We start from the raw sequence: 21,513 nt of genomic DNA, 5'->3' as shown, positions 1-21,513 counted from the left end.
TTGCCGGACGCGCGGTCATCGTCGTAAAACGGTCATGTTTCTCCCCCAAGCGCCGGAACCGATGAACCCGCAATCCGCCTGCCAGCCCCGCGTCCGGCGCAACGGCTTCAGCCTTGTGGAGCTGATGGTTGTGCTGTTCGTGATGGGCCTGCTTGCCTCGGTGGTGGTGCTTTCCATGCCCGGCGATGCGCGGGAACTGCGCGGCGAGGCGGAACGCTTTGCCGCGCGGGCCAACGCCGCACGCAACGAAGCGATCGTCTCGGCCGCGCCGGTGTCGCTGGTGGTCAGCAAGGCGGGCTATTATTTCGAACAGCGCGCCGACGGGCGCTGGCGGCCATTCGAAGGCGGCAGGCTGGGATTGACCGGCTGGGCAGACGGCACCGGCGCGCAGACCGGAAACGCAACACAGTCACAGGGCCGCAGCCGCATCGTGTTCGACAGCGTGGGTTTGGCGAGCAGCGATGCCGATGTTCGCCTGACGCGCAAGGGCAGGACGATGACCGTGCATATCGCACGCGACGGCAAGGTTAGCCTCGATGCGCGATAGCCCCGGCATGATCGACAGGCACGATCCTGAGGCAGGATTCAGCCTGATAGAGCTTCTGGTGGCACTGGCGGTCTTCGCGATTGCCGCGCTTACGCTGCTGCGCATGGAAGGGGCCAGCATCGGGCGCACCGCCGACCTTGATCAACGGTTCCTGCGCGAAGTCGTGGCGCAGAACCTTGCCGCCGAAATCCTGACCGACCCGCGCCCGCCCGCGCTGGGAACGGCAAGCGGAACGGTGGAGAACATGGGGCGGCGTTTCCGCTGGACGCGGCGGGTTACCGCGGCAAAGGATACCGGCGTGCTGGATATCGCCGTCAGCGTTGCCGAGACTACGCAGGGCGCCCGATCCCAGGCATTCACCGTCAATTTCACGCGGCTTCCGGGGCAATGAGCGCGCCTGTCAGACGCAACGGCTTTACGCTGGTGGAGATGCTGGTCGCGCTGGCGATCTTTTCGATCATCGCTGTGGGTGCGCTGGCGCTGCTGCGCTTTAGCGTGGATGCGGAACTGGCGAGCCGCGCAAAGACGGACGAGATCGCCGCACAGCGCCGCTTCCTTTCAGTGTGGACCGCGGACCTTGCCCAGGCCACGCCGCGTCCGGCGCGCGACGCGGGCGGGGCGCTGCATCCCGCGCTGGAGGCGCCGGAGGGCGGCATTTTGCTGCGCCTGACACGTAGCGGGTGGGAGAACCTTGACGGCGCGCCGCGTCCGAGCCTCCAGAAAGTCGAATGGATCTGGCGCGGCAAGGCGCTGTGGCGCGCGGGCTATCCCTATCCCGACGGAGCGAAGGCAGATCCCCCCAGCGAGATGTTGCCTGCCGCCGGGCCGCCACGCCTGCGCTTCCGCACCGGTGACGGGCATTGGCATACCAGTTGGGAGAGCGTGCGCGACACGGACCTGCCCACCGCGATCGAATTGACCCTGCCGCAGAAAGGCAAGTCGCCGCTGCGCATCGTCTCGCTTGTCGGCGTGAACTACCAGTGAGCGTGCGCCACCCATTCCGCCCGCCAGAGCACGAACGCGGCGCGGCGCTGCTTTCCGTGCTGCTGCTTGTCGCGGTCATGGCGGTGATCGCCGCGGTCATGCTCGACCGGCTGAACCTTGCGGTGCGGCTTGCGGGCAACGGACAGGCGATGACGCGCGCGCGGCTTTATGCGACCAGTGCCGAAACGCTGGCCATGGCCCGCCTGAAGGCGCTGGTCGATGCCGACCGCACGCGCACGGTCGACGTATCCGGACTGCTGGGCCGCGATTTCCCGCTCTCGGTTCCGAACGGGGCCGCGGGTGGCACGGTGACGGCGCGGATCGACGATGCGGACAATTGCTTCAACGTGAACTCTCTGGTCGAGCGCAAGCCCGATGACACCTATGCCATGCGTCCCGCCGCGCTGGAGCAATTGCGCGCGTTGATGGAAGGGCTTGCCATCGCGCCAGCCGATGCGATCCCGATCAGCGACGCCATGGCGGACTGGATAGACAGCGATTCCACGCCCGCACCCAACGGGGCGGAGGATGACTGGTACCGGTCGCAGCCTGTGCCCTACCTTACCGCGGGTCGACCGATCGGTGATGTTTCCGAACTGCGCGCCGTCAAGGGCATGACGCCGGTGATCTATCAGCGGTTGCGCCCCTGGCTTTGCGCGTTGCCGGAAACCGAACTCTCGCCGATCAACGTCAATACGCTGCGACCAGACCAGGCGCGGCTGCTGACGATGCTTGCGCCCGACGCGCTGCCGCCGGGTCGCGCGCGTTCGATCATCGCGGGGCGGCCGCAAACCGGTTATGCCAACGTCAATTCGGCGATCGGCGGCGTCTTGCCCGATGGCGCGGCGGCGCAGGTCAAGGTGAACAGCCGCTGGTTCCTGCTGACGCAAACCGTGAAGGTCGACTCGGTCACGCTGGAATCGCAATCGCTTATCGATACGGGCGTCGACCCGGCCCGCGTTGCCTTCCGCAGCTGGGGCGGGCAGGACAGCCGTTGAATGTGCGCGTAATTTTATTACGTTGAACGGGGCGGGTGCAGTTTTCGCTTGCCCTTCGGGCCTGCATTCGGCAATGGCGCGCATCCGCGACAATCGTTGCTTGACGGCAGCCTTTCGCGGCTCCACCAGCGCCCCTCGGCGGGGCGCCCGGGCATTGTGGCGACCGTAGCTCAGTTGGTTAGAGCGCCGGTTTGTGGTACCGGAGGTCGTGGGTTCGAACCCCATCGGTCGCCCCATTTCCCCTTTTGCACCCGCCGTTTGAAACAACAGCGATGGGGTGCATCATGCCCGCCTTCTGGACCGAACAGGACTTTGACGATCACGAACGTGTTGAGCTGGTGCGCGACCGCGCATCGGGGCTGACCGCGATTATTGCGATCCATTCGACCCACCTCGGCCCGGCTGCCGGCGGCACGCGCTTCTGGCACTATGAAGAACCTGCGCACGCGATGCGCGACGCGCTGCGCCTGTCGCGCGGGATGAGTTACAAGAACGCCATGGCCGGCCTTCCGGTCGGTGGCGGCAAGGCCGTGATCCTGGCCGCCGATCGCAGCCGCACCAAGACGCCCGAACTGATCGCTGCCTTCGGCGACGCGGTAGAGGCGCTGTGCGGACGCTATATCACGGCGGAAGACGTGGGCATCACCGAAGCGGACATGGTCGCCGTGTCGAAGCGCACGCAGTACGTTTCGGGCTTGCCGGTGCCGGGCGGCACGGCGGGCGGCGATCCGGGGCCGTTCACGGCGATGGGCATCTATCACGGCATCAAGGCGGCCGTGGCCTACAAGCTGGGCAAGGAATCGATGGAGGGCGTTCACGTCGCGCTACAGGGCGTCGGCAGTGTCGGCGGCGGCGTTGCCCGGCTGCTCGCGCGCGATGGCGCGAAGTTGACGCTGGCGGACGTCGATGCCGAACGCGCCGCCGCGCTTGCCGGGGAAGTGGGCGGTACGCCGGTTGCGGCGGACGTGATCATGGGCGTGCCGTGCGACGTATTCAGCCCCAACGCACTGGGCGCGATCCTCGACGACGAGGGCATTGCCCGGCTCGACGCGCCGATCGTGGCTGGGGGCGCGAACAACCAGCTCGCCCGCCCGGAACACGGCAGGGCGCTGGCGGAACGCGGCATCCTTTATGCGCCGGACTATGTGATCAACGCGGGCGGGATCATCTCGGTAACGCTGGAATACCTTGCCCGGCGCGAAGGCCGCGAAGGCGATATCAACGAAGTGCGCGAACGGATCGCCCAGATCCCGGTGCGCCTGCGGCAGATATGGGAAGAAAGCGACAAGACCGCTTCGACGCCCGATGCCGTGGCCGATCGCATGGCCCAGCACCTGATCGGACGGTAACGGTCGATCGGCCGGGGTCCCGGTCCGGATCGTTCGGGTTCCTGACGCGAATCGGGCCGGCACCTGAACCTTCGGTCATATAGGGTGTAAAGTCCTTGCCCCGCGCCGCCACAGGTGGCAATGCGGCGCGACCGGCGGCGGGGGTCGCCGGAGAGGAAAGAACTGCTACCCCGCGCCGATGCACGGTTTTGCCAATCCCGCCCGTTTCTTGCGCCTTGCGCGCTGGCTGATGCCGCTCTTGCTGGTGTCGGGCCTGTTGCTGTCGCTTGGCGCGCTGCTGTGGGGCCTGTTCATGGTGCCGCCGGACCGGTTGATGGGGCAGACCGTGCGCATCCTGTTCCTGCACGTGCCTTCGGTCTGGCTGGGCATGGCCGGCTGGAGCACGATCGCGATCTCCAGCCTTGTGGAACTGGTCTGGCGTCACCCGCTGGCCAGCATCGCTGCGCGCGCCGCCGCGGTGCCTGGCGCTACCTTCACGGCGATCGGCCTTGCGACGGGTTCGATCTGGGGGCGGCCGACCTGGGGAACCTGGTGGGTATGGGACGGACGATTGACCAGTTTCCTGATCCTGCTGTTCCTCTATTTCGGATACATCGCGCTGGCCGGCGCGGCGCAGAAGGACGCCGCGGCGGGTGGCGGCGGAAGCCGCGTAACCGCGATTTTCGGGATCGTCGGCGCGATCAACATCCCGATCATAAACCGGTCGGTCGTTTGGTGGAATTCGCTGCACCAGCCGCCCTCGATTACCTTGGGCAAGTCCACCATAGACGGCACGTTCCTGTGGCCGCTGTTGATTGCCGCACTTGGGTTTTCGCTGCTGTTCGGCGGGCTGGTGCTGGCGCGTATGCGGATGCTGCTTGCCGATATCCAGACCGAAGCCCGCCTGCGCCGCAAGGCCATGGCCTGAACCGCAGGGGGAGAGACACGGTGCACGAACGGCTTGACCAGTGGTATTACGTGATCGGGGCCTATGCCGTCGGCCTTGTCGGCATGACGATCCTGATCGTCTGGACTCTATATGCGATGCGGCGCGCCGAACGCCGCCGCGACGCGGCGAGGAAGAAATGAGCGCGTCCATCAAGCCCAAGCACCAGCGCCTTGTGCTGGTAATCATCGCACTGGTCGCGCTGATCGGTGCGGGGCTGCTTGCCGCCTATGCGTTGCGCAAGCAGGCTTCGTATTTCTATGTGCCAAGCGATATCGTCGCTTCGCCGCCGCCGGCCGATCGCGCCGTGCGCCTTGGCGGAATGGTGGAAAAGGGATCGCTGCGCACCGATCCGGACGGCATCACGATCCACTTCGTCGTCGGTGACGGGAAGAAAACCGTTCCCGTGAAATTCACCGGCATCACGCCGGACCTGTTCGTGGAAGGATCGGGCGTCGTTGCCGAAGGACACCTGGTGAACGGGACGTTCGTGGCCGACAACCTGCTTGCCAAGCATGACGAAAACTATGTCCCGCGCGAAATGCAGGACATGACAAAGGCCCAGGCCGATAAAGTCGTGGCGGACACGAAATGATCGCGGAAATCGGCCTTGCCGTATTGTGGATGGCCGCCGCGCTGGCGGTGCTTCAGCTGGTAAGCGGGGTTCTGGGCCTGCGCCCGAACACGGCGGATGTCGGCTCTCTGGTGCGCCCGCTGGCGGTCGTGCAGGGGGCGATGGTCGCGATTGCGTTCCTGTGCCTTGTTTACCTGTTTGCGACGACGGACCTTTCGGTGAAGCTGGTGGCGGACAACAGCCATTCGGCAAAGCCGATGATATTCAAGATCGCCGGGACCTGGGGCAATCACGAAGGGTCCATGCTGCTGTGGGTCACGATCATGGGGCTTGCGGGCGGCTTCGTTGCGCTGATCGAACGGCGCCTGCGCGAAGATACCCTGATCGCGACGCTGGCCGGGCAGGCCTTTGTCTCGATCGGGTTCTATGCCTTCCTGCTGTTTGCCTCTAACCCGTTTGCGCGCCTGTCTCCGCCCGCACCCGAAGGGGCGGGACTGAACCCGCTGTTGCAGGACATCGGCCTCGCCTTCCATCCGCCCACGCTTTACGTCGGCTATGTCGGCCTTTCGATTGCATTCAGCTTTGCGGTCGGCGCGCTGGTTACGCGCGACGTGGGGCCGGCCTTTGCGCGCGCGATGCGGCCGTGGGTGCTGGGCGCGTGGATATTCCTGACGCTGGGCATTACCGCTGGATCGTACTGGGCCTATTACACGCTTGGCTGGGGCGGCTGGTGGTTCTGGGACCCGGTCGAGAACGCTTCGCTGATGCCGTGGCTCGCGGCAACCGCGCTGCTCCATTCCTGTTCGGTGCTTGCCAGCCGCAACGCGCTGCGCGCGTGGACGGTGATGCTGGGCGTGATCGCCTTTTCGATGTCGATGGTGGGCACGTTCCTCGTCCGCTCCGGCATTCTTACCAGCGTCCATGCCTTCGCGGTCGATCCCGAACGCGGCACGTTCATCCTTGCGCTGCTGGCGATCTATATCGGCGGGGCGCTTGCGCTGTTCGGCCTGCGCGCCTCTACCGTAACCGAAGGCGCACGCTTTTCGTTCGTCAGCCGCGAGGCAGCGCTGGTGTTCAACAACGTGATGCTGACGGGCACGCTGGGCATCGTGCTGGTTGGCACGCTCTATCCGCTGCTGACCGAAGCATTCGGCACAAAGGTTTCGGTGGGGCCGCCCTATTTCAACCCGGTTGCCTCGGTTTTCGTGCTTCCGATGCTGGTCGTGCTGATGGTCGGGCCGCTGCTTCGCTGGCGTAGCGACAGGCTGGGCCGCATTACACTGCAAATGGCGATACCGGCCATCGTTTCGGCGCTGACCCTGCTGGGCATGGCGCTGTTCGCGCCGCCGATCCACCTGCTTCCGCTGCTGGGCATTACCATCGCGCCGGGGCTTGCCATCGCCAGTATCCTGCCGCTTGCCGGCCGCAACCTGCGGCGCACCCCGGTCGCGACCTGGGGTATGGTTTTCGCGCATTTCGGCCTTGCCGTCGCGCTGTTCGGCATGGCCTGCGACAGCGCCTATTCGACCGAGAAGCTGGCCGCGATCAACACCGGCGATACGGTAGAGGTCGGCCCGTGGAAGGTGAAGCTGGAGGCTATCGTGCCGGTGGCCGGGCCGAACTGGACAGCGCTCGAAGCGCGCTTCGATGCAAGCTACAAGGGTGAGGCGCCCGTGCGGATGACGCCGCAGTCGCGCACGTTCACGTCGCCGCCGGGCAATCGCGCCGAAAGCGCGCTGAAAACGCGCTGGAACGGCCAGCTTTATACGGTGCTGGGCGAAGAAGGACAGGACGGCCGCTGGCAGGTGCGGATGTGGTGGAAGCCGTTCGTGCCGATGATCTGGTTGGGTGGAGTCCTGGTGGCGCTGGGCGGCCTGCTGGCGCTGCTGGGCCGCACGGCGAGCGACGTGCGGCGGCACCGCGCGACGGCGAAGATTGCCGAGCGCAAGGCGGATCTGGCGCGATGACCGGAACGCCGGACACCGCAAGGCGCAAGCCCGGTCTGTGGCTTTGGTTGCCGCTGGGCCTGTTCGTCGCCTTTTTCGCGCTGGTCTTCATCGGACTGGTCCGCCCGGCCAACCGTGACATTTCCAGCCACATGATCGGCAAGCCGCTCCCCGAATTCTCGCTGAAGCCGATCGCACAAGACAGGCCCGGTCTGACACGCGCCGATTTTACGACCGGAAAGCCGAAGCTGCTGAATGTGTTCGCCAGCTGGTGCATTCCTTGCGCCGTAGAGGCGCCGCAACTGGCACAACTGGCGAAAGCCGGTGTAGAGATCGAGGGCGTGGCGATCCGTGACCGGCCGGAAGATCTGGCGGCGTTCCTTACCCGCAACGGCAATCCCTATCGGGCCATTGGCTCCGACCCGACAAGTTCGGTGCAACTCGCGATCGGATCGGCCGGGGTGCCGGAAACGTTCGTGATCGATGGCAAGGGGATCATCCGTTACCAGCATATCGGAGATATCCGGCCCGAACAGGTGCCGATGATCCTGGAAAAGCTGAAGGAGGCGGGGCAATGATCCGCCGGTTGCTCATCCTCGCGCTTGCGATGCTTGTCGCGGGCTGGACGCTTCCCGCGCTGGCCGATGACAGCCTGCCGCCCGCGCCCTATGCCTACACCCAGCTTCCCGATCCGGCGCAGGAAGCGAAAGCGCAGGCGTTGATGGAAACGCTGCGCTGCCTCGTCTGCCAGGGGCAGTCCATAGCCGATTCGGACGCCTCGATGGCGGGCGACATGCGCAACATCGTGCGCACGCGCATTGCCGCCGGTGAAGATCCCGAACAGATCCGCCAGTGGCTGATCGAGCGCTATGGCCAGTATGTAAGTTACAAGCCGGTGCTTACCGCCGATACATGGCCGCTCTATGCAGCGCCGTTGCTGTTCCTGCTGGTCGCAGCCGTCCTGTTGCGCGGCCGCTTCCGCAAGGGACGAACGCCCGGTGCGGATGGCGAACAGGAAGGGGAGGGCGCGTGACCTGGGCAATTATCCTGGCCATTGCGTTCGCCGCGTTCGGCGCAATGGTTTTCGTGTTTCGCATTCCCCGGCTCGGCTGGGAACTGGCCGGGGCCGCGCTGCTGTTCGGTATCGCCGGATATGCGTTGCAGGGTCATCCCGGGCAGCCCGGCTCTCCCACCCCGCCACGGGAAAATGCCAAGTCGGACAGCGAGGCGCTGATCAAGGCACGTCAGCAGATGGGCGAATCGTATGGCCAGTCCGCCAACTGGATGGTGTTGGCCGACGGGCTTGCCCGGCATGGGGAGTTTCGCGCCGCGGCTGAAGTGCTGGGCACCGCCGTCAAGCAGAATCCCAAGGATGCGGACCTCTGGGTGGCGCTGGGCAATGCGCTGGTCGAACACAGCGACGGCATGATTACGCCAGCCGCGCAGTTCGCGTTCCAGAAGGCCGCGAACATCGATCCGCAGCATCCGGGGCCGCCGTTCTTCATGGGGCTGGCGCTCGCCCAGTCGGGCCGACTCGCGGATGCACGTGCGGTCTGGCAGCAGCTTCTCGATCGCTCTCCGGCCGATGCGCCCTATCGACAGGACCTGGAAGCGCGCATTGCCCGCATCGACCGGATGCTGGCCGCACAAGCGCCGCAGACCCCGTCCGCAGGCGATTGACCTTACGGAATCGTTTGTTTTTTCGGAACGTCATGCCGGTTTCAGGGTTGAACCGAATGGCCGCTGCAAGGCTGGCATTGCCCGTCCATCGGGCCGGTGCTAAGCGCCGCCGCGGGTTGCGCCCGGCCTCGGGCGCGCAAGCAACGAACTGCCGGGGGCATCCGACACCATGAGCCAAAGCATGGTTGAATCCGATACCGGCGATTCGCCGCTCGATACCGGTCTGCCGGACGAGCATGGCCACGGCGGCGGTCACGTCCACGGCAGCCTGATGAAGCTCGCGGTCGGCGCGATCGGCGTTGTCTTCGGCGATATCGGCACCAGCCCGCTTTACGCCATGCGCGATACGTTCGCGGGGCACCATCCGCTGCCGCTGGACCAGTTGCACGTTTACGGCATCATCAGCCTGATGTTCTGGTCGATGATGATCATCGTGACGTTGAAATACGTTTCGGTGATCATGCGGGCGGACAACAAGGGCGAGGGCGGCAGCCTGGCGCTGCTTGCGCTGATCAACCAGAGCGCCACGGGCAAGCGATGGGGCAAGGGCGTGATCCTGCTGGGGGTTTTCGCCACCGCGCTGTTCTATGGCGATTCCATGATTACGCCTGCGGTGTCCGTGATGGGCGCGATTGAAGGTGTGGCGGTTTACCAGCCCGAAATGCACAGCCTGATCGTGCCGCTGGTGGCGGTCATCCTGATCGGCCTGTTCATGATCCAGAGCCGGGGCACGGCCAAGGTCGCCACTTTTTTCGGCCCGATCATGCTGGTCTATTTCGGCACGATCGCAGCGCTGGGCCTCGTCAGCATCGCGGCGATGCCGCAAGTGATCCTGGCGCTCAGCCCGCACTACGCGATGCTGATGTTCGCGGCCGATCCGCTCCACGGCTTTCTGGCGATGGGCGCGGCGGTTCTGGCGGTGACGGGCGCAGAGGCGCTTTATGCCGACATGGGCCACTTCGGCCGCCCGCCGATCCGCCTTTCGTGGCTGATCTTCGTGCTGCCGGCGCTGGTGCTGAACTATCTGGGGCAGGCATCGTTGCTGCTTCGCGATGCATCGGCGCTGGAAAGCCCGTTCTATTTTCTTGCGCCGGACTGGTTCCAGTGGCCGCTGCTGATCATTGCTTCGCTGGCCGCGATCATCGCGTCGCAGGCCGTGATCTCGGGCGCGTTCTCCGTCACCCAGCAGGCGATCCAGCTTGGCTTCGTGCCGCGCATGACGATCAAGTACACGTCGCTTTCGGCCGGCCAGATATATATCCCGGTGGTCAACTGGGCGCTGATGGTGGCCGTGATCCTGCTGGTCTTCGTGTTCCAGCGCTCGTCGAACCTGACCGCAGCCTATGGCATCGCGGTCACGGGCGCGATGATGATAGACAACTTCCTGCTGGGCGTGGTGCTGTTCAAGCTGTGGAAGTGGAAGCCGGCGCTGGCGATCCCGCTGCTGGTGCTCTTCTTCGTTATCGACCTGGGCTATCTCAGCGCCAACATGACCAAGATCCCCGATGGCGGCTGGGTGCCGCTGACGATGGGTCTGATCATCTTCACGCTGCTCACCACATGGTCGCGCGGGCGCTCGCTGATGAAGAAGAACATGGCCGAAGGCTCGATCCCGCTGGAGGTGTTCACCAAGTCGGCGCACAACAGTGCGGCGCGCGTGCCCGGCACGGCGATCTTCATGGCATCCAGCAATTCGGGCGTGCCTTCTGCGCTGTTGCACAACATCAAGCACAACAAGGTGCTGCACGAACGCGTCGTGATCCTGACGGTCAGCATCAACGACGTGCCCTATGTCTATTCGAAAGAGCGCGCAGAGGTGAAAGATCTGGGCGAAGGCTTCTACCGCGTCACGCTGCACTATGGCTTCCTTGAGGAAACCGATGTGCCCACCGCGCTGTCGCAGGTGGATGCCTGCGGCGAGCCGTTCGACATGATGAAGACCAGCTTCTTCCTGTCGCGCCAGACGCTGCTGCCGTCCGAAAAGCCGGGCATGGCCATCTGGCGCGAAAAGCTGTTCGCATGGATGCTGCGCAACGCGGCAAGCGCGATGGAGTTCTTCCGCCTGCCAACAAACCGCGTGGTCGAACTGGGCAGCCAGCTGGAAATCTGAAGGCCGGCTCAGCCGCGCCTTGGCCGCACCCTGCGGTATTGTCCCGACGCGCGATCGAATACGCGCAGCCTGCGTGCCGGTATGCCGTTGTAAGACATGGTCGTTCGTCTTCCGCACCAGTCACGGACCGTGACGTCAAGGTGCTGCTGTATGCCACGCGCCAGCCAGAGCCGCGCCTTCAGTTCCCGGAACTGCGTTGGCATGAAGTTCGGCATGCTTCATCGGCGGCCTTGCTTGCGCGTCAATCGTGCGGCGGGTTCTGTTCCACCTCTACTTGCGCTTCCTCGCCCAACCCGTGCTTCAGCAGCATCGGGATCTGCGCGAAGGTGAACAGGAACGAAAGCGCGGTCACGCCCCACAGCTTTGCCTGCAGCCACGCATCGAACGACAGGAAGTGGCGCAGCACTTCGTTCAGCACGGCCAGGAACAGGAAAAAGAAGGCCCAGTTACGTGACAGCTTCAGCCATCCGGCATCGTTCAGCCCCTCGAAAGCGGACTGGAGCAGGTATTTGAGCATCGGCTTGCCGCGGGTCAGCCCGGCGAACAGAACAGCTGCGAAAAGCAGGTAGATCGCGGTAGGCTTTACCTGAATCCAGAACGGATCGCCCAGCAGCACCGTCAGCGTGCCGAAGCCGAGGATCAGCACGGTCGACAGCCACAGCATCGGCGAAACCTTGCCCAGCCGCCATTTCGAAACGGCCAGCGCGATCACCGTCGCGACCATGAAGCTTAGCGTGCCCTTGGTAACAGCCACCACTTCCCCGAACCCGGCATCATCGCCTTCGGGCTTGAAATGCCGATAGGCCAGGAAGAACACCAGCAGCGGCCCGTAATCGACCGCAAGGTTGATCCATGAGGATTTGGGCTTGTCCTGAGGGTTTTCTGGCGTGCCGGACATCAGCGATACACTCCCGCGATAACCTTTGCGACAAGGTCGGGGTCAAACGGACGCAGGTCGTCGATCTTCTCGCCCACGCCGATGGCATGGATCGGAAGCCCGTATTGCTCCGCCGCCGCAACAAGAACGCCGCCGCGCGCGGTGCCGTCCAGCTTGGTCATGATAAGGCCGGTCACGCCTGCCACTTCCTTGAATATCTCGATCTGCTGAAGGGCGTTCTGCCCGTTGGTGGCATCGAGCACCAGTACCACGTCATGCGGGGCTTCGGCGTTGAGGCGGCCCAGCACGCGGCGCACTTTGGCCAGTTCGTCCATCAACTCGCGCTTGTTCTGCAATCGGCCCGCGGTATCGACGATCAGCGCGTCGATTCCTGTGGCGGTGGCTTCCTTCACCGCGTCGAACACGATGCTGGCCGGATCGCCACCTTCCGCGCCAGAGACGATGGGCACGCCCAGCCGGTCCGCCCAGACCTTCAATTGACCGATTGCGGCAGCGCGGAAGGTGTCGCCGGCTGCCAGCATCACCGAATAGTCCTGTTCCTGGAACAGGTGTGCCAGCTTGGCGATGGTTGTGGTCTTGCCCGATCCATTGACCCCGATCACCAGGATCACTTGCGGTCGCGGGAAGGCCACGATGTCGAGCGGCTTGGCCACCGGGCGAAGGATCGCGGCGATTTCCTCTGCCACCAGTTCGCGCAGCGCCTGTTCGTCCAGCCCGGAATCGAAACGTCCGGCGGCCAGCCGTTCACGAATGCGGGCCGCGGCGCTGGGGCCAAGATCGGACATGATCAGCGCGTCTTCGATGTCGTCGAGCTGGGCTTCGGTCAGCTTCGTCTTCGAAACGATGCCGCCAAGGTTGGTCGCCAGCCGGTCGGACGTGGCGCGAAAGCCTCCGAAAACCCTGTCGCTCCAGCTTTCGCCGCTCATGCCAGCATGCCTTCGATGATCCTTGTGGGAGTAAGTGAAACGATCTCGCCCGCTTCGGTTCCTTCGGGCAGGCGGTAGGGGGCGAATTCGGGGGAATGGCCGGTCCCGTCGCGTTCCGCAAGCACGGCGCGGGGCTGGCCCAGCAACGTTTCCAGCCAGCGGGCGCGCTCTTCGGCAACCGCCGCGCGCACTTCGGCGGCGCGTTCGCGCACCAGCGGCGGCGGAACCTGCGGCATCCGCGCGGCGGGCGTTCCGGGGCGCGGGCTGTAGGGGAAAACGTGGCCGTGAACCACGCCGCAATCGCGCACGATGGCAACGTTGTTCGCGTGCATTTCTGCCGTTTCGGTGGGAAACCCGGCGATCAGGTCGGCGCCGATGGCGATATCGGCGCGGGCGGTGTGCAGGCGCTGCGCAAGGGCAACTGCCTGCGCGCGGGTGTGGCGCCGCTTCATACGCTTCAGCACCATGTCGTCGCCCGACTGGAGCGAGAGGTGGACGTGCGGCATCACGCGCGGTTCCTGCGTGATCAGGGCGAACAGTTCGTCATCGATTTCCACACCGTCGAGCGATGACAGACGCAACCGGTCCAGCGCGGGAAACGCCGCAAGGATTGCTGCGACCAGCGCACCAAGGCGCGGACTTCCGGTCAGATCGGCGCCCCATCCGGTCACGTCAACACCGGTCAGCACGATCTCGCGCGTGCCGGATTCCAGGTGGCGTTCGATGGTGCGCAACACTTCGCCGACCGGGGTGGACACGCTCGCCCCGCGTCCCTGCGGGATGATGCAGAAGGTGCAGGCGTGGTCGCAGCCGGTCTGTACCGGCACGAATGCGCGCGTGTGGCGTGTCCGGGCCGGTCGTGCGTCGATGGACCAGCGCACCTTGTCCTCGTTCGGTACGACCTCGTCCACTTCGGCCATCGCGGCGAAGCTCTCCGGCTCGATCGTTGCCGCGCATCCGGTGACGAGCAGGCGGGCATCGGGATGGGCTCGGCGCAGGCGGCGTACCGCGCGGCGGGACTGGCGCACCGCCTCGGCGGTAACCGCGCAGGAATTGACGACGACCGTTTCCGGCTGCCCGGCCAGCGACGCGCGGATCGCCTCGCTTTCCGCAAGGTTTAGCCGGCAGCCAAGGGTCACGACCTCGCTCAAAGCGGGTAATCCGCGTCGTCGAACGTGCCGGTAAAGCTGGTCTGGGCAGGGCCGGTCATCGTGATCATGCCGCCTTCGGGCCAGTCGATGCGCAGCGGGCCGCCGGGGAGGGCAACCGTGACGGTGCGATCCACCAGCTTGCGCCGCATTGCCGCCACCGCCGTTGCGCAAGCGCCGGTGCCGCAGGCGCGGGTAAGCCCGGCGCCGCGCTCCCACACGCGCAGGCGGATGCGGTCCGGCCCCTCGACGGTCGCGACGTTCACGTTGACGCGTTCGGGGAAAAGCGGATCGGTCTCTATCACAGGGCCAAGGCGGCCAAGGTCCACCCCGTCGCAATCGGGCACGAAGAACACCGCGTGCGGATTGCCGACGTTGACCGCGCATGGCTGGTCAAGCTCTTCCCAGCCGACCGGCATGACCAGCGTGTCCATCGCATAGGCAAGCGGGATCTTGTCCCATTCGAAACGCGGCGATCCCATGTCCACGGCAATGCCGTCCGCCGCCTCGCGTGCTTCGATCATGCCGCCCAGCGTTTCGATCCGCGTTTCGCCACCCAGCAGAAGACCGATGGCGCGGCTTGCGTTGCCGCAGGCGTCCACTTCGCCGCCATCGGGATTGAAGATGCGCATCTTCACGTCGGCGCGTTCGCTCGGCTCCAGCAGGATAAGCTGGTCGCAGCCGATACCCGTATGCCGATCCGCCAGCGCGGCGGCGCGTGCTGGCGATATGGCGAACGCGGCTTCGCGCCCGTCGATCACGACGAAATCGTTGCCCAGGCCATGCATCTTGCGGAAAGGAACGCGCATGCCGGGCGATCTAGGGCGCGCGCGGCCTTACCGCAATGGGCCACGCGATTGCGATGACGATCAGGCGCGGCGCGCTTGTGGCAAGGCCTTGCCGGTGTCCGTAGCGGCGGCTTCGTCCACCTCTTCCCGGCGCGGCGATACCTTTACCGGGTCGGGCTGCCGGTTCCCCGCCATCAGTGAACGGATTTCTGCAGCCGTCGCGGGCTTGCCGTAAAGGAATCCCTGGCCCTTGAACCGGCCCAGCGTTTTCAACTGGTCGGCAATCGCGGTGCTTTCGATGCCTTCGGCGACGATCGGCAGGTTCATCCCGGCACCAAGGGAGGTGATCGCCCGCACGATGGTTTCGCTGTCGGGATTGTCGCCCAGCGACATGATGAAGCTGCGATCGATCTTGATGCGGTCGAACGGGAGAGTGCGCAATTGGGCCAGCGAGCTGTAACCGGTGCCGAAATCGTCAAGGCTGACGCTGACGCCCTGGTTCTTGAGGCTCGTCACCAGCGACCGGACGACGCCGATGTTTTCGTGCAGGCAGGTTTCGGTGATCTCTATTTCCAGCCTGCTGGGCGGGAAATTCGCTTCGAGCAGAAGCTTGAGCAGTTTTTGCGCGAACCACGGGTCGCGCAACTGCAGCGGCGATATATTGACCGAAAGCGAAAGGTCTGGATCCCAGTCGTGCGCGTCGCGCAGCGCCTGTGCGATCAGCACTTCCGACAGCTCGGAGATGAGCCCCATTTCCTCGGCGATGGGGATGAACACTTCGGGACTGACAAGGCCGTATTTGGGCGAAACCCAGCGCGCGAGCATTTCGAACCCGGTGATCCGCCCGGTCTCGATGTCCACCTGTCTTTCGTAATAGGGAACGAATTCGCCCGCCGCGATACCGTCGCGAATGCCGCGTTCCAGCTCACTGCGATATTTCATCTCGCGCGCCATGCCGCTTTCGAACCAGACAAAGCAGTTCCGGCCGCGCTTCTTGGCCTGGTACATCGCAAGGTCGGCCATGTGCAGCAGTTCTTCGGCGCAGTCTTCAACCGGCTGGCACGAAAGCGCCTCGGCGCGGGCAAGCCCGATGGAAGCCGTCACCTCTACGCTGGGCGTGACGACGTGGATCGGGGCGGCCAAATCTTCGATGATCCTGGTGGCGAGCGCGTCCACCGCTTCGGGGCGATCGGGCTCCATTTCCAGCACGCAGGCGAATTCGTCACCGCCAAGGCGCGCCAGTAGCGCATCTTCGGGCAGCAGCTTGCGCAGCCGCCTGGTGGATTCCACCAGCACCGCGTCCCCCGTCTGATGGCCGTAGATGTCGTTGATGCGCTTGAACATGTCGAGGTCGAGCATCATCATCACCACCGTCCGGCCGCGATTGCGCGCCGCGCGGATCAGTTCGCCGGTGGAAATGTGCAGGTTGCGCCGGTTGAGGCATCCGGTCAGCGGATCGGTCTGGGCAAGGTTGAAGGCGGTTTCCTCCGCCTTGCGCCGTTCGCTCACTTCGCGCGTCAGTTCGGCATAGCGGCGCCAGCCGAAGATGATGAGGGCGATGTTCAGGATCAGCGCGCTCGACAGCATGGGGTCCAGCTTTGCCGGATGGCCCATCATCCTGCGGGCAAGATCGGTCAGGACCGAAGAACCCGTGGCGGTGAAAAGCAGGATGGCCGCGGCCATGATGCCCAGCATCAGGATATCGCGGTTGGCCCTGCCTATGTTGCGCGCGTCTGCGGGGCGCGAACGGCCGGTGCGGCCAGAAGCCGTGTTTCCAGCGTTCCTGTCTTGCGACCCTGCCATAAGACCTTGTCTTTCGAATTATTGTCCGGTCGATTGGATTGAGGGGATAGGCAAACGGTCTGAAAGTTTGATTAAGGCGGGCTTGCCATGCGTCTGGCGCCCGTTTTCCGTCTTCCCGCCACGGTCACGGCGCCTTGTTTCTCTTGCGCCGGTTGCGCTTTGCGGGTAGGGGGCTGCCGGTTTCGCCGCACCATCGTGCGCGGCGGATATGTTTCGATTGGCCCTTGATGGATGCCACACGCTGGTCGGCGAGGTTTCGCCCACCGGCGTTTTCGGCGTTTGGCATTCATCGTTTCCGGGCGGAAGGGAAGAAGGCGTGTTCGATAGTCTTTCAGACCGGCTTGGCGGGGTGTTCGACCGTCTGCGCGGCCGTGGCGCGCTGAAGGAAGAAGACGTCCGCGCCGCCATGCGCGAAGTGCGCATCGCGCTGCTTGAAGCCGATGTCGCGCTGCCCGTCGTCCGCCGCTTTGTCGACAAGGTGACCGAAGAAGCGGTCGGCCAGTCGGTGCTCAAGTCGGTTACGCCCGGCCAGCAGGTCGTCAAGATCGTCAACGATGCACTGGTCGAGATGCTGGGGTCCGAGACCGCGGAACTCGATCTGGATGCCCGGCCGCCGGTCGTGATCATGATGGTTGGTCTGCAGGGTTCGGGCAAGACGACCAGCACGGCCAAGATCGGCAAGTTGCTGAAGGAAAAGCAGGGCAAGAAAGTCCTGATGGCGTCGCTCGACGTCAATCGTCCGGCCGCACAGGAACAGCTGAAAGTCCTGGGTGAGCAGGTGAGTGTCGCCACGCTGCCGGTCATCGTCGGCCAGCAGCCGGTCGATATCGCGAAGCGGGCGATGGAAGCGGCGAAGCTGCAGGCGTTCGACGTGCTGTTGCTCGATACGGCGGGCCGTCTCCACGTCGACAATGCCCTGATGGATGAGATGAAGGCGGTCTCCGCCGTCTCCGCCCCGCGCGAGACGCTGCTGGTCGTCGATTCGCTGACCGGGCAGGATGCGGTGAACGTCGCGCAGAGCTTTGCCGGAGAGATTGACCTTTCGGGCGTCGTGCTCACCCGTATGGACGGCGATGCGCGTGGTGGCGCGGCGCTTTCGATGCGCGCGGTGACGGGCAAGCCGATCAAGTTCGCGGCGACGGGCGAAAAGCTCGACGCGATCGAGGCGTTCCATCCCTCGCGCGTCGCGGGCCGCATCCTTGGCATGGGCGACGTTGTCAGCCTGGTCGAGAAGGCGGCCGAGACGGTTGAGCAGGAAGAGGCCGAAAAGCTCGCCAAGCGGATGGCCAAGGGCCAGTTCGACATGAACGACCTGCGAACGCAGCTTCGCCAGATGCAGAAGATGGGCGGGCTTGGCATGCTGGCGGGAATGCTGCCCGGCATGAAGAAAGCGAAGGCGGCGATGGACGCTTCCGGCGTTGACGACCGGATGCTGCTGCGGCTTGATGCGATTATCGGGTCGATGACCCCGACCGAGCGCGAGAAGCCCCAGTTGCTTAACGCCAAGCGCAAGATCCGCGTGGCCAAGGGCTCGGGGATGCAGGTGCAGGACGTCAATCGCCTGCTCAAGATGCACCAGGAAATGGCGCGCACGATGAAGCAGATCAAGAAGATGGGCGGGCTGAAGGGCCTGGGCCAGCTGTTCGGCGGCGCGATGGGCGGCGGCGGTGCCGGCGGAATGGGCGGTGCTGGCGGCGCCGGCCCGGCCGGCGGGATGCCCGGTCTTGGCGGCGGCGCTGGCGGTCTTCCCGGCCTTGGAGGCGGAAGCGGCGGCCTGCCGTCCAACTTCAACGATCTTTTGCGGAAAAAGTGATTTTCAGTTCAACAGTTTAAGAATTCAAGGAAAGGTAAGTTCTCATGGCAATTGCAATGCGTCTTTCGCGCGGCGGTTCGAAGAAGCGCCCCTATTACAAGGTCGTGGTGGCCGACAGCCGCGCCCCGCGCGACGGCAAGTATCTTGAGCAGGTTGGCACCTACAACCCGCTGCTCGCCAAGGATGACGAAAACCGCGTGAAGCTGATTTCGGACCGCGTGAGCTATTGGCTCGGCGTCGGCGCGCAGCCGACCGACCGCGTTGCGCGCATGCTCGACAAGGCCGGCATCAAGGAGCGCAAGGCCACCAACAACCCGCAGAAGGGTGAGCCGGGCGAGAAGGCCAAGGAACGCGCAGAGGAGCGTGCCGAGAAGGCTCGCGAAGCGGAAGAAGCCGCCAAGGCTACCGCTGAAGCACCCGCCGAGGAAGCACCGGCTGAAGAAGCTGCTGCCGAAGCTCCGGCCGAGGAAGCCGCTGCCGAAGCGCCTGCCGAAGAAGCTGCCGCCGAGGAAGCTGCCGGCGAAGAAAAGGCCGAGGGCTAAGCTCCCTTGGACGCGGATCGGCCCGTCACGCTTGCAGCCATCGCCGGCGCGCATGGCGTGACGGGAGAGGTCCGCCTGAAGCTGTTCGGGGAAGGTGTGGACGCATTGAAGCGTTACCGCACCTTCAACGACGGCAAGCTTACGCTGAAAAAGGTGCGTGACGACGGCAAGGGCGGCGCGATTGCCCGCTTTGCCGAAGTGCAGGATCGCACCGGGGCGGAAAGGCTACGCGGCACCGCGCTCTCGGTTCCGCGATCCGCGCTGCCGCCGCTGGGCGAGGGCGAATATTACCATGCCGACCTGGTCGGCCTGCCTGCGGTTTCGACCGATGGAGAGGCGCTGGGCACTTGCATCGCGGTGGAGAACTTCGGCGCGGGCGACGTGCTGGAGATAGAGCGCCCGCTACGCCCGGACGGCAAGCGGGGCAAACGCTTCATGGTGCCGATGCGCCCAGAAGCCGTGCCCGAATGGGGGGAGCGGCTGGTGATAGAGGCGGCGTTCGTCGAATAGCCGCTATTTCGCCGCCAACAGCAATTCCAGCGCGGCGGTGAACGTCTTCATGTCGAAGTTCTGCGGATCATCGTGCGCGTGCGCGATTCCGCCGTCCACCGTGGCGTGAAACGCCGGGATCAACCAGCGACCGGCGCGCCAACTGGTATAGACGTAAATCGCCGCAAGCGTGCGGTATTGCGCTTCCGACAGCCCTTCTGCCGGGCCGACCGTTTGCTCGCGCGTGGAGCCGCCCGGCGCATAGCGGCGCGGCTGCACGTTCTCCACATGGACGAACCGCCCGCGCGCCGCCGTGCCCACCACACGCGATTCCAGCTTCGTCGCGCGCCAGCCGGTCGCCACGTCGTGTCCGGCCCAGACCTGCCCCAGACGATTGTTGAAGAAGTGCGCAACCGGATCGGCGGCAAGCCCGCCGCTTTCATAGGGGGCGAAGCTGTTGACGTGGGGGTTATGGTCGATGTCGGCGGGGAAGGGGGCGTCGCCATAGAACGGCGTGCTGGTATCATGGATCACGAAATAGGCGAGCGGCTTGTCGGTTTCCGTGCGCGAGGCAGGCCAGTTTTCCATCCGTTTCGCATAGTCGCGATAGGGTTCGTCGAAATCCGCGATGGCCGCGTCGCGCTGGGCGGCGCTGGGCCAGCCGGGCTCTGCCAGGAGCCGCGCGAACACCGGCGGCAGCGGACGCTGTTCCAGTTTGCCGAAGGGGCCGACGTGCTGGAGCAGGCAGGTCGCCTGTTCGGACGGGGTGCCCTCGAAGCTCAGCGTCCTGGTATCGAAGTGGCAGGTGCCGACGATGTCCGCGGCGGCGGATGCGGGCAGAAGCGCGGCGGCGAGCGCGACGAAGATCGGCAATCTGGGCATGGCTGCCACTCTGGCACGTTGCAGTGCGGCGCGAAAAGGGCAAAGAGGCGGGCCATGACCCGGGATTGTCACACCCTTTGGCGCGGGGCCGCGTGATGGAAGTGCTTTTGCTTCTTGGACTGTTCGTGCTTCTTCCCTTCGTCCTCGCATGGACGATTGGGAGCCGGCTGGACATGACGGGCGCCAGCGCCAAGACGCTGGGAACGGCCGTTGCGGCGGCCGTGCCGGTCGTCGCCCTGATCGCAGTGCTGGGCATGAGCGATCCGGTGTCCCGCGCGGCGGGCATCTCGCTTGCGCCGCTGGCATTCATTTTCGCGATGATTCCGGCCGCATTCGGGATGATCACGGCCATCAGGGGGAAGCGTTGACGCCATGACATTCGCCGCCACCGTTCTCACGCTCTATCCCGAGATGTTCCCCGGCCCGCTGGGCATCAGCCTTGCGGGCCGCGCGCTCGCCGAAGGCACGTGGTCGCTCGATGCAGTGCAGATCCGTGATTTCGCCACCGACAAGCACCGTACCGTGGACGATACGCCCGCCGGCGGCGGCGCGGGCATGGTGCTGAAAGTCGATGTGCTGGCACGCGCGATCGACCATGCGCGCGGCCTTCGTCCCGATTGCCCGGTTCTGGCGATGACCCCGCGCGGGAAACCGCTTTCGCAGGCCCGCGTGCGCGAACTGGCGGCGGGGCCGGGCGTTACCGTTCTGTGCGGCCGGTTCGAAGGTTTTGACGAGCGGATATTCGAAGGACGCGATGTGGAGGAAGTGTCCGTGGGCGACATCGTGCTGTCGGGCGGAGAGCCTGCCGCGCTGATGCTTCTTGATGCTTGCATTCGGCTGCTTCCCGGCGTAATGGGCGCCGCTTCAAGCGGAACCGAGGAATCGTTCGAAAACGGGCTTCTCGAATATCCGCACTATACCCGGCCCAATGAATGGGAAGGGCGCACGATCCCTGAAGTGCTGCGATCGGGGGATCATGCGAAAATCGCCGCCTGGCGAGAGCAGAGGGCGAGCGATGACACACGGCTACGCAGGCCGGACCTTTGGGGGCGCCATACCGGCGCTCGGGTCCAGTCTGCCTCTGGTGCGCGGCGAGAGACGAAGGAATAGA

Annotated in this window: 24 protein-coding genes and 1 tRNA gene; 19 read left to right on the top strand and 6 right to left on the bottom strand. The window is 65.0% G+C overall.

Going from position 1 to position 21,513, the window contains the following annotated elements; all coding sequences use genetic code 11:
- The first annotated feature begins 61 nt into the window (after positions 1–61).
- The 14 genes from RXV95_RS12355 (at position 62) to RXV95_RS12290 (ending at position 11,113) form a co-directional block, all read left to right on the top strand.
- Positions 62–547, top strand: a complete 486-nt coding sequence (locus tag RXV95_RS12355; protein WP_338466344.1) for a GspH/FimT family pseudopilin — start codon at positions 62–64, stop codon at positions 545–547.
- Positions 537–938: a type II secretion system minor pseudopilin GspI gene (gspI, locus tag RXV95_RS12350; RefSeq protein WP_338466343.1), complete on the top strand. Its 402-nt coding sequence runs from the start codon at positions 537–539 to the stop codon at positions 936–938. The genes RXV95_RS12355 and gspI overlap by 11 nt, the downstream gene beginning before the upstream one ends.
- The gene (gene gspJ, locus RXV95_RS12345; protein ID WP_338466342.1) at positions 935–1,531 is read left to right on the top strand and encodes a type II secretion system minor pseudopilin GspJ; all 597 of its coding nucleotides are present in this window, start codon (positions 935–937) and stop codon (positions 1,529–1,531) included. Before gspI ends, gspJ begins: the two co-directional genes overlap by 4 nt.
- On the top strand, positions 1,528–2,529 hold the full coding sequence (gene gspK / locus RXV95_RS12340) for a type II secretion system minor pseudopilin GspK (RefSeq protein ID WP_338466341.1): 1,002 nt from the start codon (positions 1,528–1,530) through the stop codon (positions 2,527–2,529). Before gspJ ends, gspK begins: the two co-directional genes overlap by 4 nt.
- A 159-nt stretch (positions 2,530–2,688) precedes the next feature.
- A tRNA-His gene (locus RXV95_RS12335) sits at positions 2,689–2,765 on the top strand.
- A 48-nt stretch (positions 2,766–2,813) separates the two neighbouring features.
- On the top strand, positions 2,814–3,878 hold the full coding sequence (locus tag RXV95_RS12330; protein ID WP_338466340.1) for a Glu/Leu/Phe/Val dehydrogenase dimerization domain-containing protein: 1,065 nt from the start codon (positions 2,814–2,816) through the stop codon (positions 3,876–3,878).
- 178 nt (positions 3,879–4,056) lie between these two features.
- Positions 4,057–4,785 carry a heme ABC transporter permease CcmC gene (gene ccmC / locus RXV95_RS12325; protein ID WP_338466339.1) on the top strand — a complete coding sequence of 243 codons (729 nt, stop codon included), beginning with the start codon at positions 4,057–4,059 and terminating at the stop codon, positions 4,783–4,785.
- Positions 4,786–4,805: 20 nt separating this feature from the next.
- Positions 4,806–4,946: a hypothetical protein gene (locus RXV95_RS12320; protein WP_338466338.1), complete on the top strand. Its 141-nt coding sequence runs from the start codon at positions 4,806–4,808 to the stop codon at positions 4,944–4,946.
- Positions 4,943–5,398 carry a cytochrome c maturation protein CcmE gene (gene ccmE / locus RXV95_RS12315; protein WP_338466337.1) on the top strand — a complete coding sequence of 152 codons (456 nt, stop codon included), beginning with the start codon at positions 4,943–4,945 and terminating at the stop codon, positions 5,396–5,398. Before RXV95_RS12320 ends, ccmE begins: the two co-directional genes overlap by 4 nt.
- The gene (locus RXV95_RS12310) at positions 5,395–7,344 is read left to right on the top strand and encodes a heme lyase CcmF/NrfE family subunit (protein WP_338466336.1); all 1,950 of its coding nucleotides are present in this window, start codon (positions 5,395–5,397) and stop codon (positions 7,342–7,344) included. The genes ccmE and RXV95_RS12310 overlap by 4 nt, the downstream gene beginning before the upstream one ends.
- Complete coding sequence (locus RXV95_RS12305; RefSeq protein WP_338466335.1) at positions 7,341–7,901, top strand: DsbE family thiol:disulfide interchange protein; 561 nt, start codon at positions 7,341–7,343, stop codon at positions 7,899–7,901. Before RXV95_RS12310 ends, RXV95_RS12305 begins: the two co-directional genes overlap by 4 nt.
- Positions 7,898–8,356, top strand: coding sequence for a cytochrome c-type biogenesis protein (locus RXV95_RS12300; RefSeq protein WP_338466334.1), 459 nt, complete (start codon positions 7,898–7,900; stop codon positions 8,354–8,356). The genes RXV95_RS12305 and RXV95_RS12300 overlap by 4 nt, the downstream gene beginning before the upstream one ends.
- Complete coding sequence (locus RXV95_RS12295; RefSeq protein ID WP_338466333.1) at positions 8,353–9,003, top strand: tetratricopeptide repeat protein; 651 nt, start codon at positions 8,353–8,355, stop codon at positions 9,001–9,003. Before RXV95_RS12300 ends, RXV95_RS12295 begins: the two co-directional genes overlap by 4 nt.
- A 271-nt stretch (positions 9,004–9,274) precedes the next feature.
- Positions 9,275–11,113 (top strand): potassium transporter Kup, encoded by a 1,839-nt coding sequence (locus RXV95_RS12290; protein WP_338468559.1) that lies wholly within the window; start codon positions 9,275–9,277, stop codon positions 11,111–11,113.
- Positions 11,114–11,354: 241 nt separating this feature from the next.
- Here the strand turns inward: RXV95_RS12290 and RXV95_RS12285 are convergent, their stop codons facing one another.
- From RXV95_RS12285 to RXV95_RS12265, 5 genes are read right to left on the bottom strand one after another with little or no spacing between them, the layout of a single operon-like run.
- Complete coding sequence (locus tag RXV95_RS12285) at positions 11,355–12,011, bottom strand: inner membrane-spanning protein YciB (protein ID WP_338466332.1); 657 nt, start codon at positions 12,009–12,011, stop codon at positions 11,355–11,357.
- Positions 12,011–12,937: a signal recognition particle-docking protein FtsY gene (gene ftsY / locus RXV95_RS12280; protein WP_338466331.1), complete on the bottom strand. Its 927-nt coding sequence runs from the start codon at positions 12,935–12,937 to the stop codon at positions 12,011–12,013. The genes RXV95_RS12285 and ftsY overlap by 1 nt, the downstream gene beginning before the upstream one ends.
- Entirely contained in the window at positions 12,934–14,076 is a 1,143-nt protein-coding gene (locus RXV95_RS12275) for a radical SAM protein (protein ID WP_338466330.1), read from the bottom strand. The genes ftsY and RXV95_RS12275 overlap by 4 nt, the downstream gene beginning before the upstream one ends.
- Before the next feature lie 8 nt (positions 14,077–14,084).
- On the bottom strand, positions 14,085–14,894 hold the full coding sequence (gene dapF, locus RXV95_RS12270; protein ID WP_338466329.1) for a diaminopimelate epimerase: 810 nt from the start codon (positions 14,892–14,894) through the stop codon (positions 14,085–14,087).
- Positions 14,895–14,954: 60 nt separating this feature from the next.
- Positions 14,955–16,676, bottom strand: a complete 1,722-nt coding sequence (locus tag RXV95_RS12265) for an EAL domain-containing protein (protein ID WP_338466328.1) — start codon at positions 16,674–16,676, stop codon at positions 14,955–14,957.
- 316 nt (positions 16,677–16,992) lie between these two features.
- Between RXV95_RS12265 and ffh the strand changes: the two genes are divergently transcribed.
- From ffh to rimM, 3 genes are read left to right on the top strand one after another with little or no spacing between them, the layout of a single operon-like run.
- Positions 16,993–18,489, top strand: coding sequence for a signal recognition particle protein (gene ffh / locus RXV95_RS12260; RefSeq protein WP_338468558.1), 1,497 nt, complete (start codon positions 16,993–16,995; stop codon positions 18,487–18,489).
- Positions 18,490–18,533: 44 nt separating this feature from the next.
- Positions 18,534–19,031 (top strand): 30S ribosomal protein S16, encoded by a 498-nt coding sequence (gene rpsP, locus RXV95_RS12255; RefSeq protein ID WP_338466327.1) that lies wholly within the window; start codon positions 18,534–18,536, stop codon positions 19,029–19,031.
- A gap of 6 nt (positions 19,032–19,037) precedes the next feature.
- On the top strand, positions 19,038–19,541 hold the full coding sequence (gene rimM / locus RXV95_RS12250; protein WP_338466326.1) for a ribosome maturation factor RimM: 504 nt from the start codon (positions 19,038–19,040) through the stop codon (positions 19,539–19,541).
- A 3-nt stretch (positions 19,542–19,544) separates the two neighbouring features.
- On the opposite strand, the gene RXV95_RS12245 is transcribed toward rimM, so the two are convergent.
- Entirely contained in the window at positions 19,545–20,402 is an 858-nt protein-coding gene (locus tag RXV95_RS12245) for a hypothetical protein (protein ID WP_338466325.1), read from the bottom strand.
- A 23-nt stretch (positions 20,403–20,425) separates the two neighbouring features.
- Between RXV95_RS12245 and RXV95_RS12240 the strand changes: the two genes are divergently transcribed.
- Together RXV95_RS12240 and trmD are read left to right on the top strand one after the other, a co-directional pair.
- The gene (locus RXV95_RS12240) at positions 20,426–20,770 is read left to right on the top strand and encodes a hypothetical protein (protein WP_338466324.1); all 345 of its coding nucleotides are present in this window, start codon (positions 20,426–20,428) and stop codon (positions 20,768–20,770) included.
- Positions 20,771–20,774: 4 nt separating this feature from the next.
- Entirely contained in the window at positions 20,775–21,512 is a 738-nt protein-coding gene (gene trmD, locus RXV95_RS12235) for a tRNA (guanosine(37)-N1)-methyltransferase TrmD (protein WP_338466323.1), read from the top strand.
- Position 21,513: the final 1 nt, after the last annotated feature.

It is taken from the genome of Novosphingobium sp. ZN18A2 (assembly GCF_036784765.1).
Lineage (GTDB): Bacteria > Pseudomonadota > Alphaproteobacteria > Sphingomonadales > Sphingomonadaceae > Novosphingobium.
This window is presented reverse-complemented; position numbering and strand designations above follow the sequence as displayed.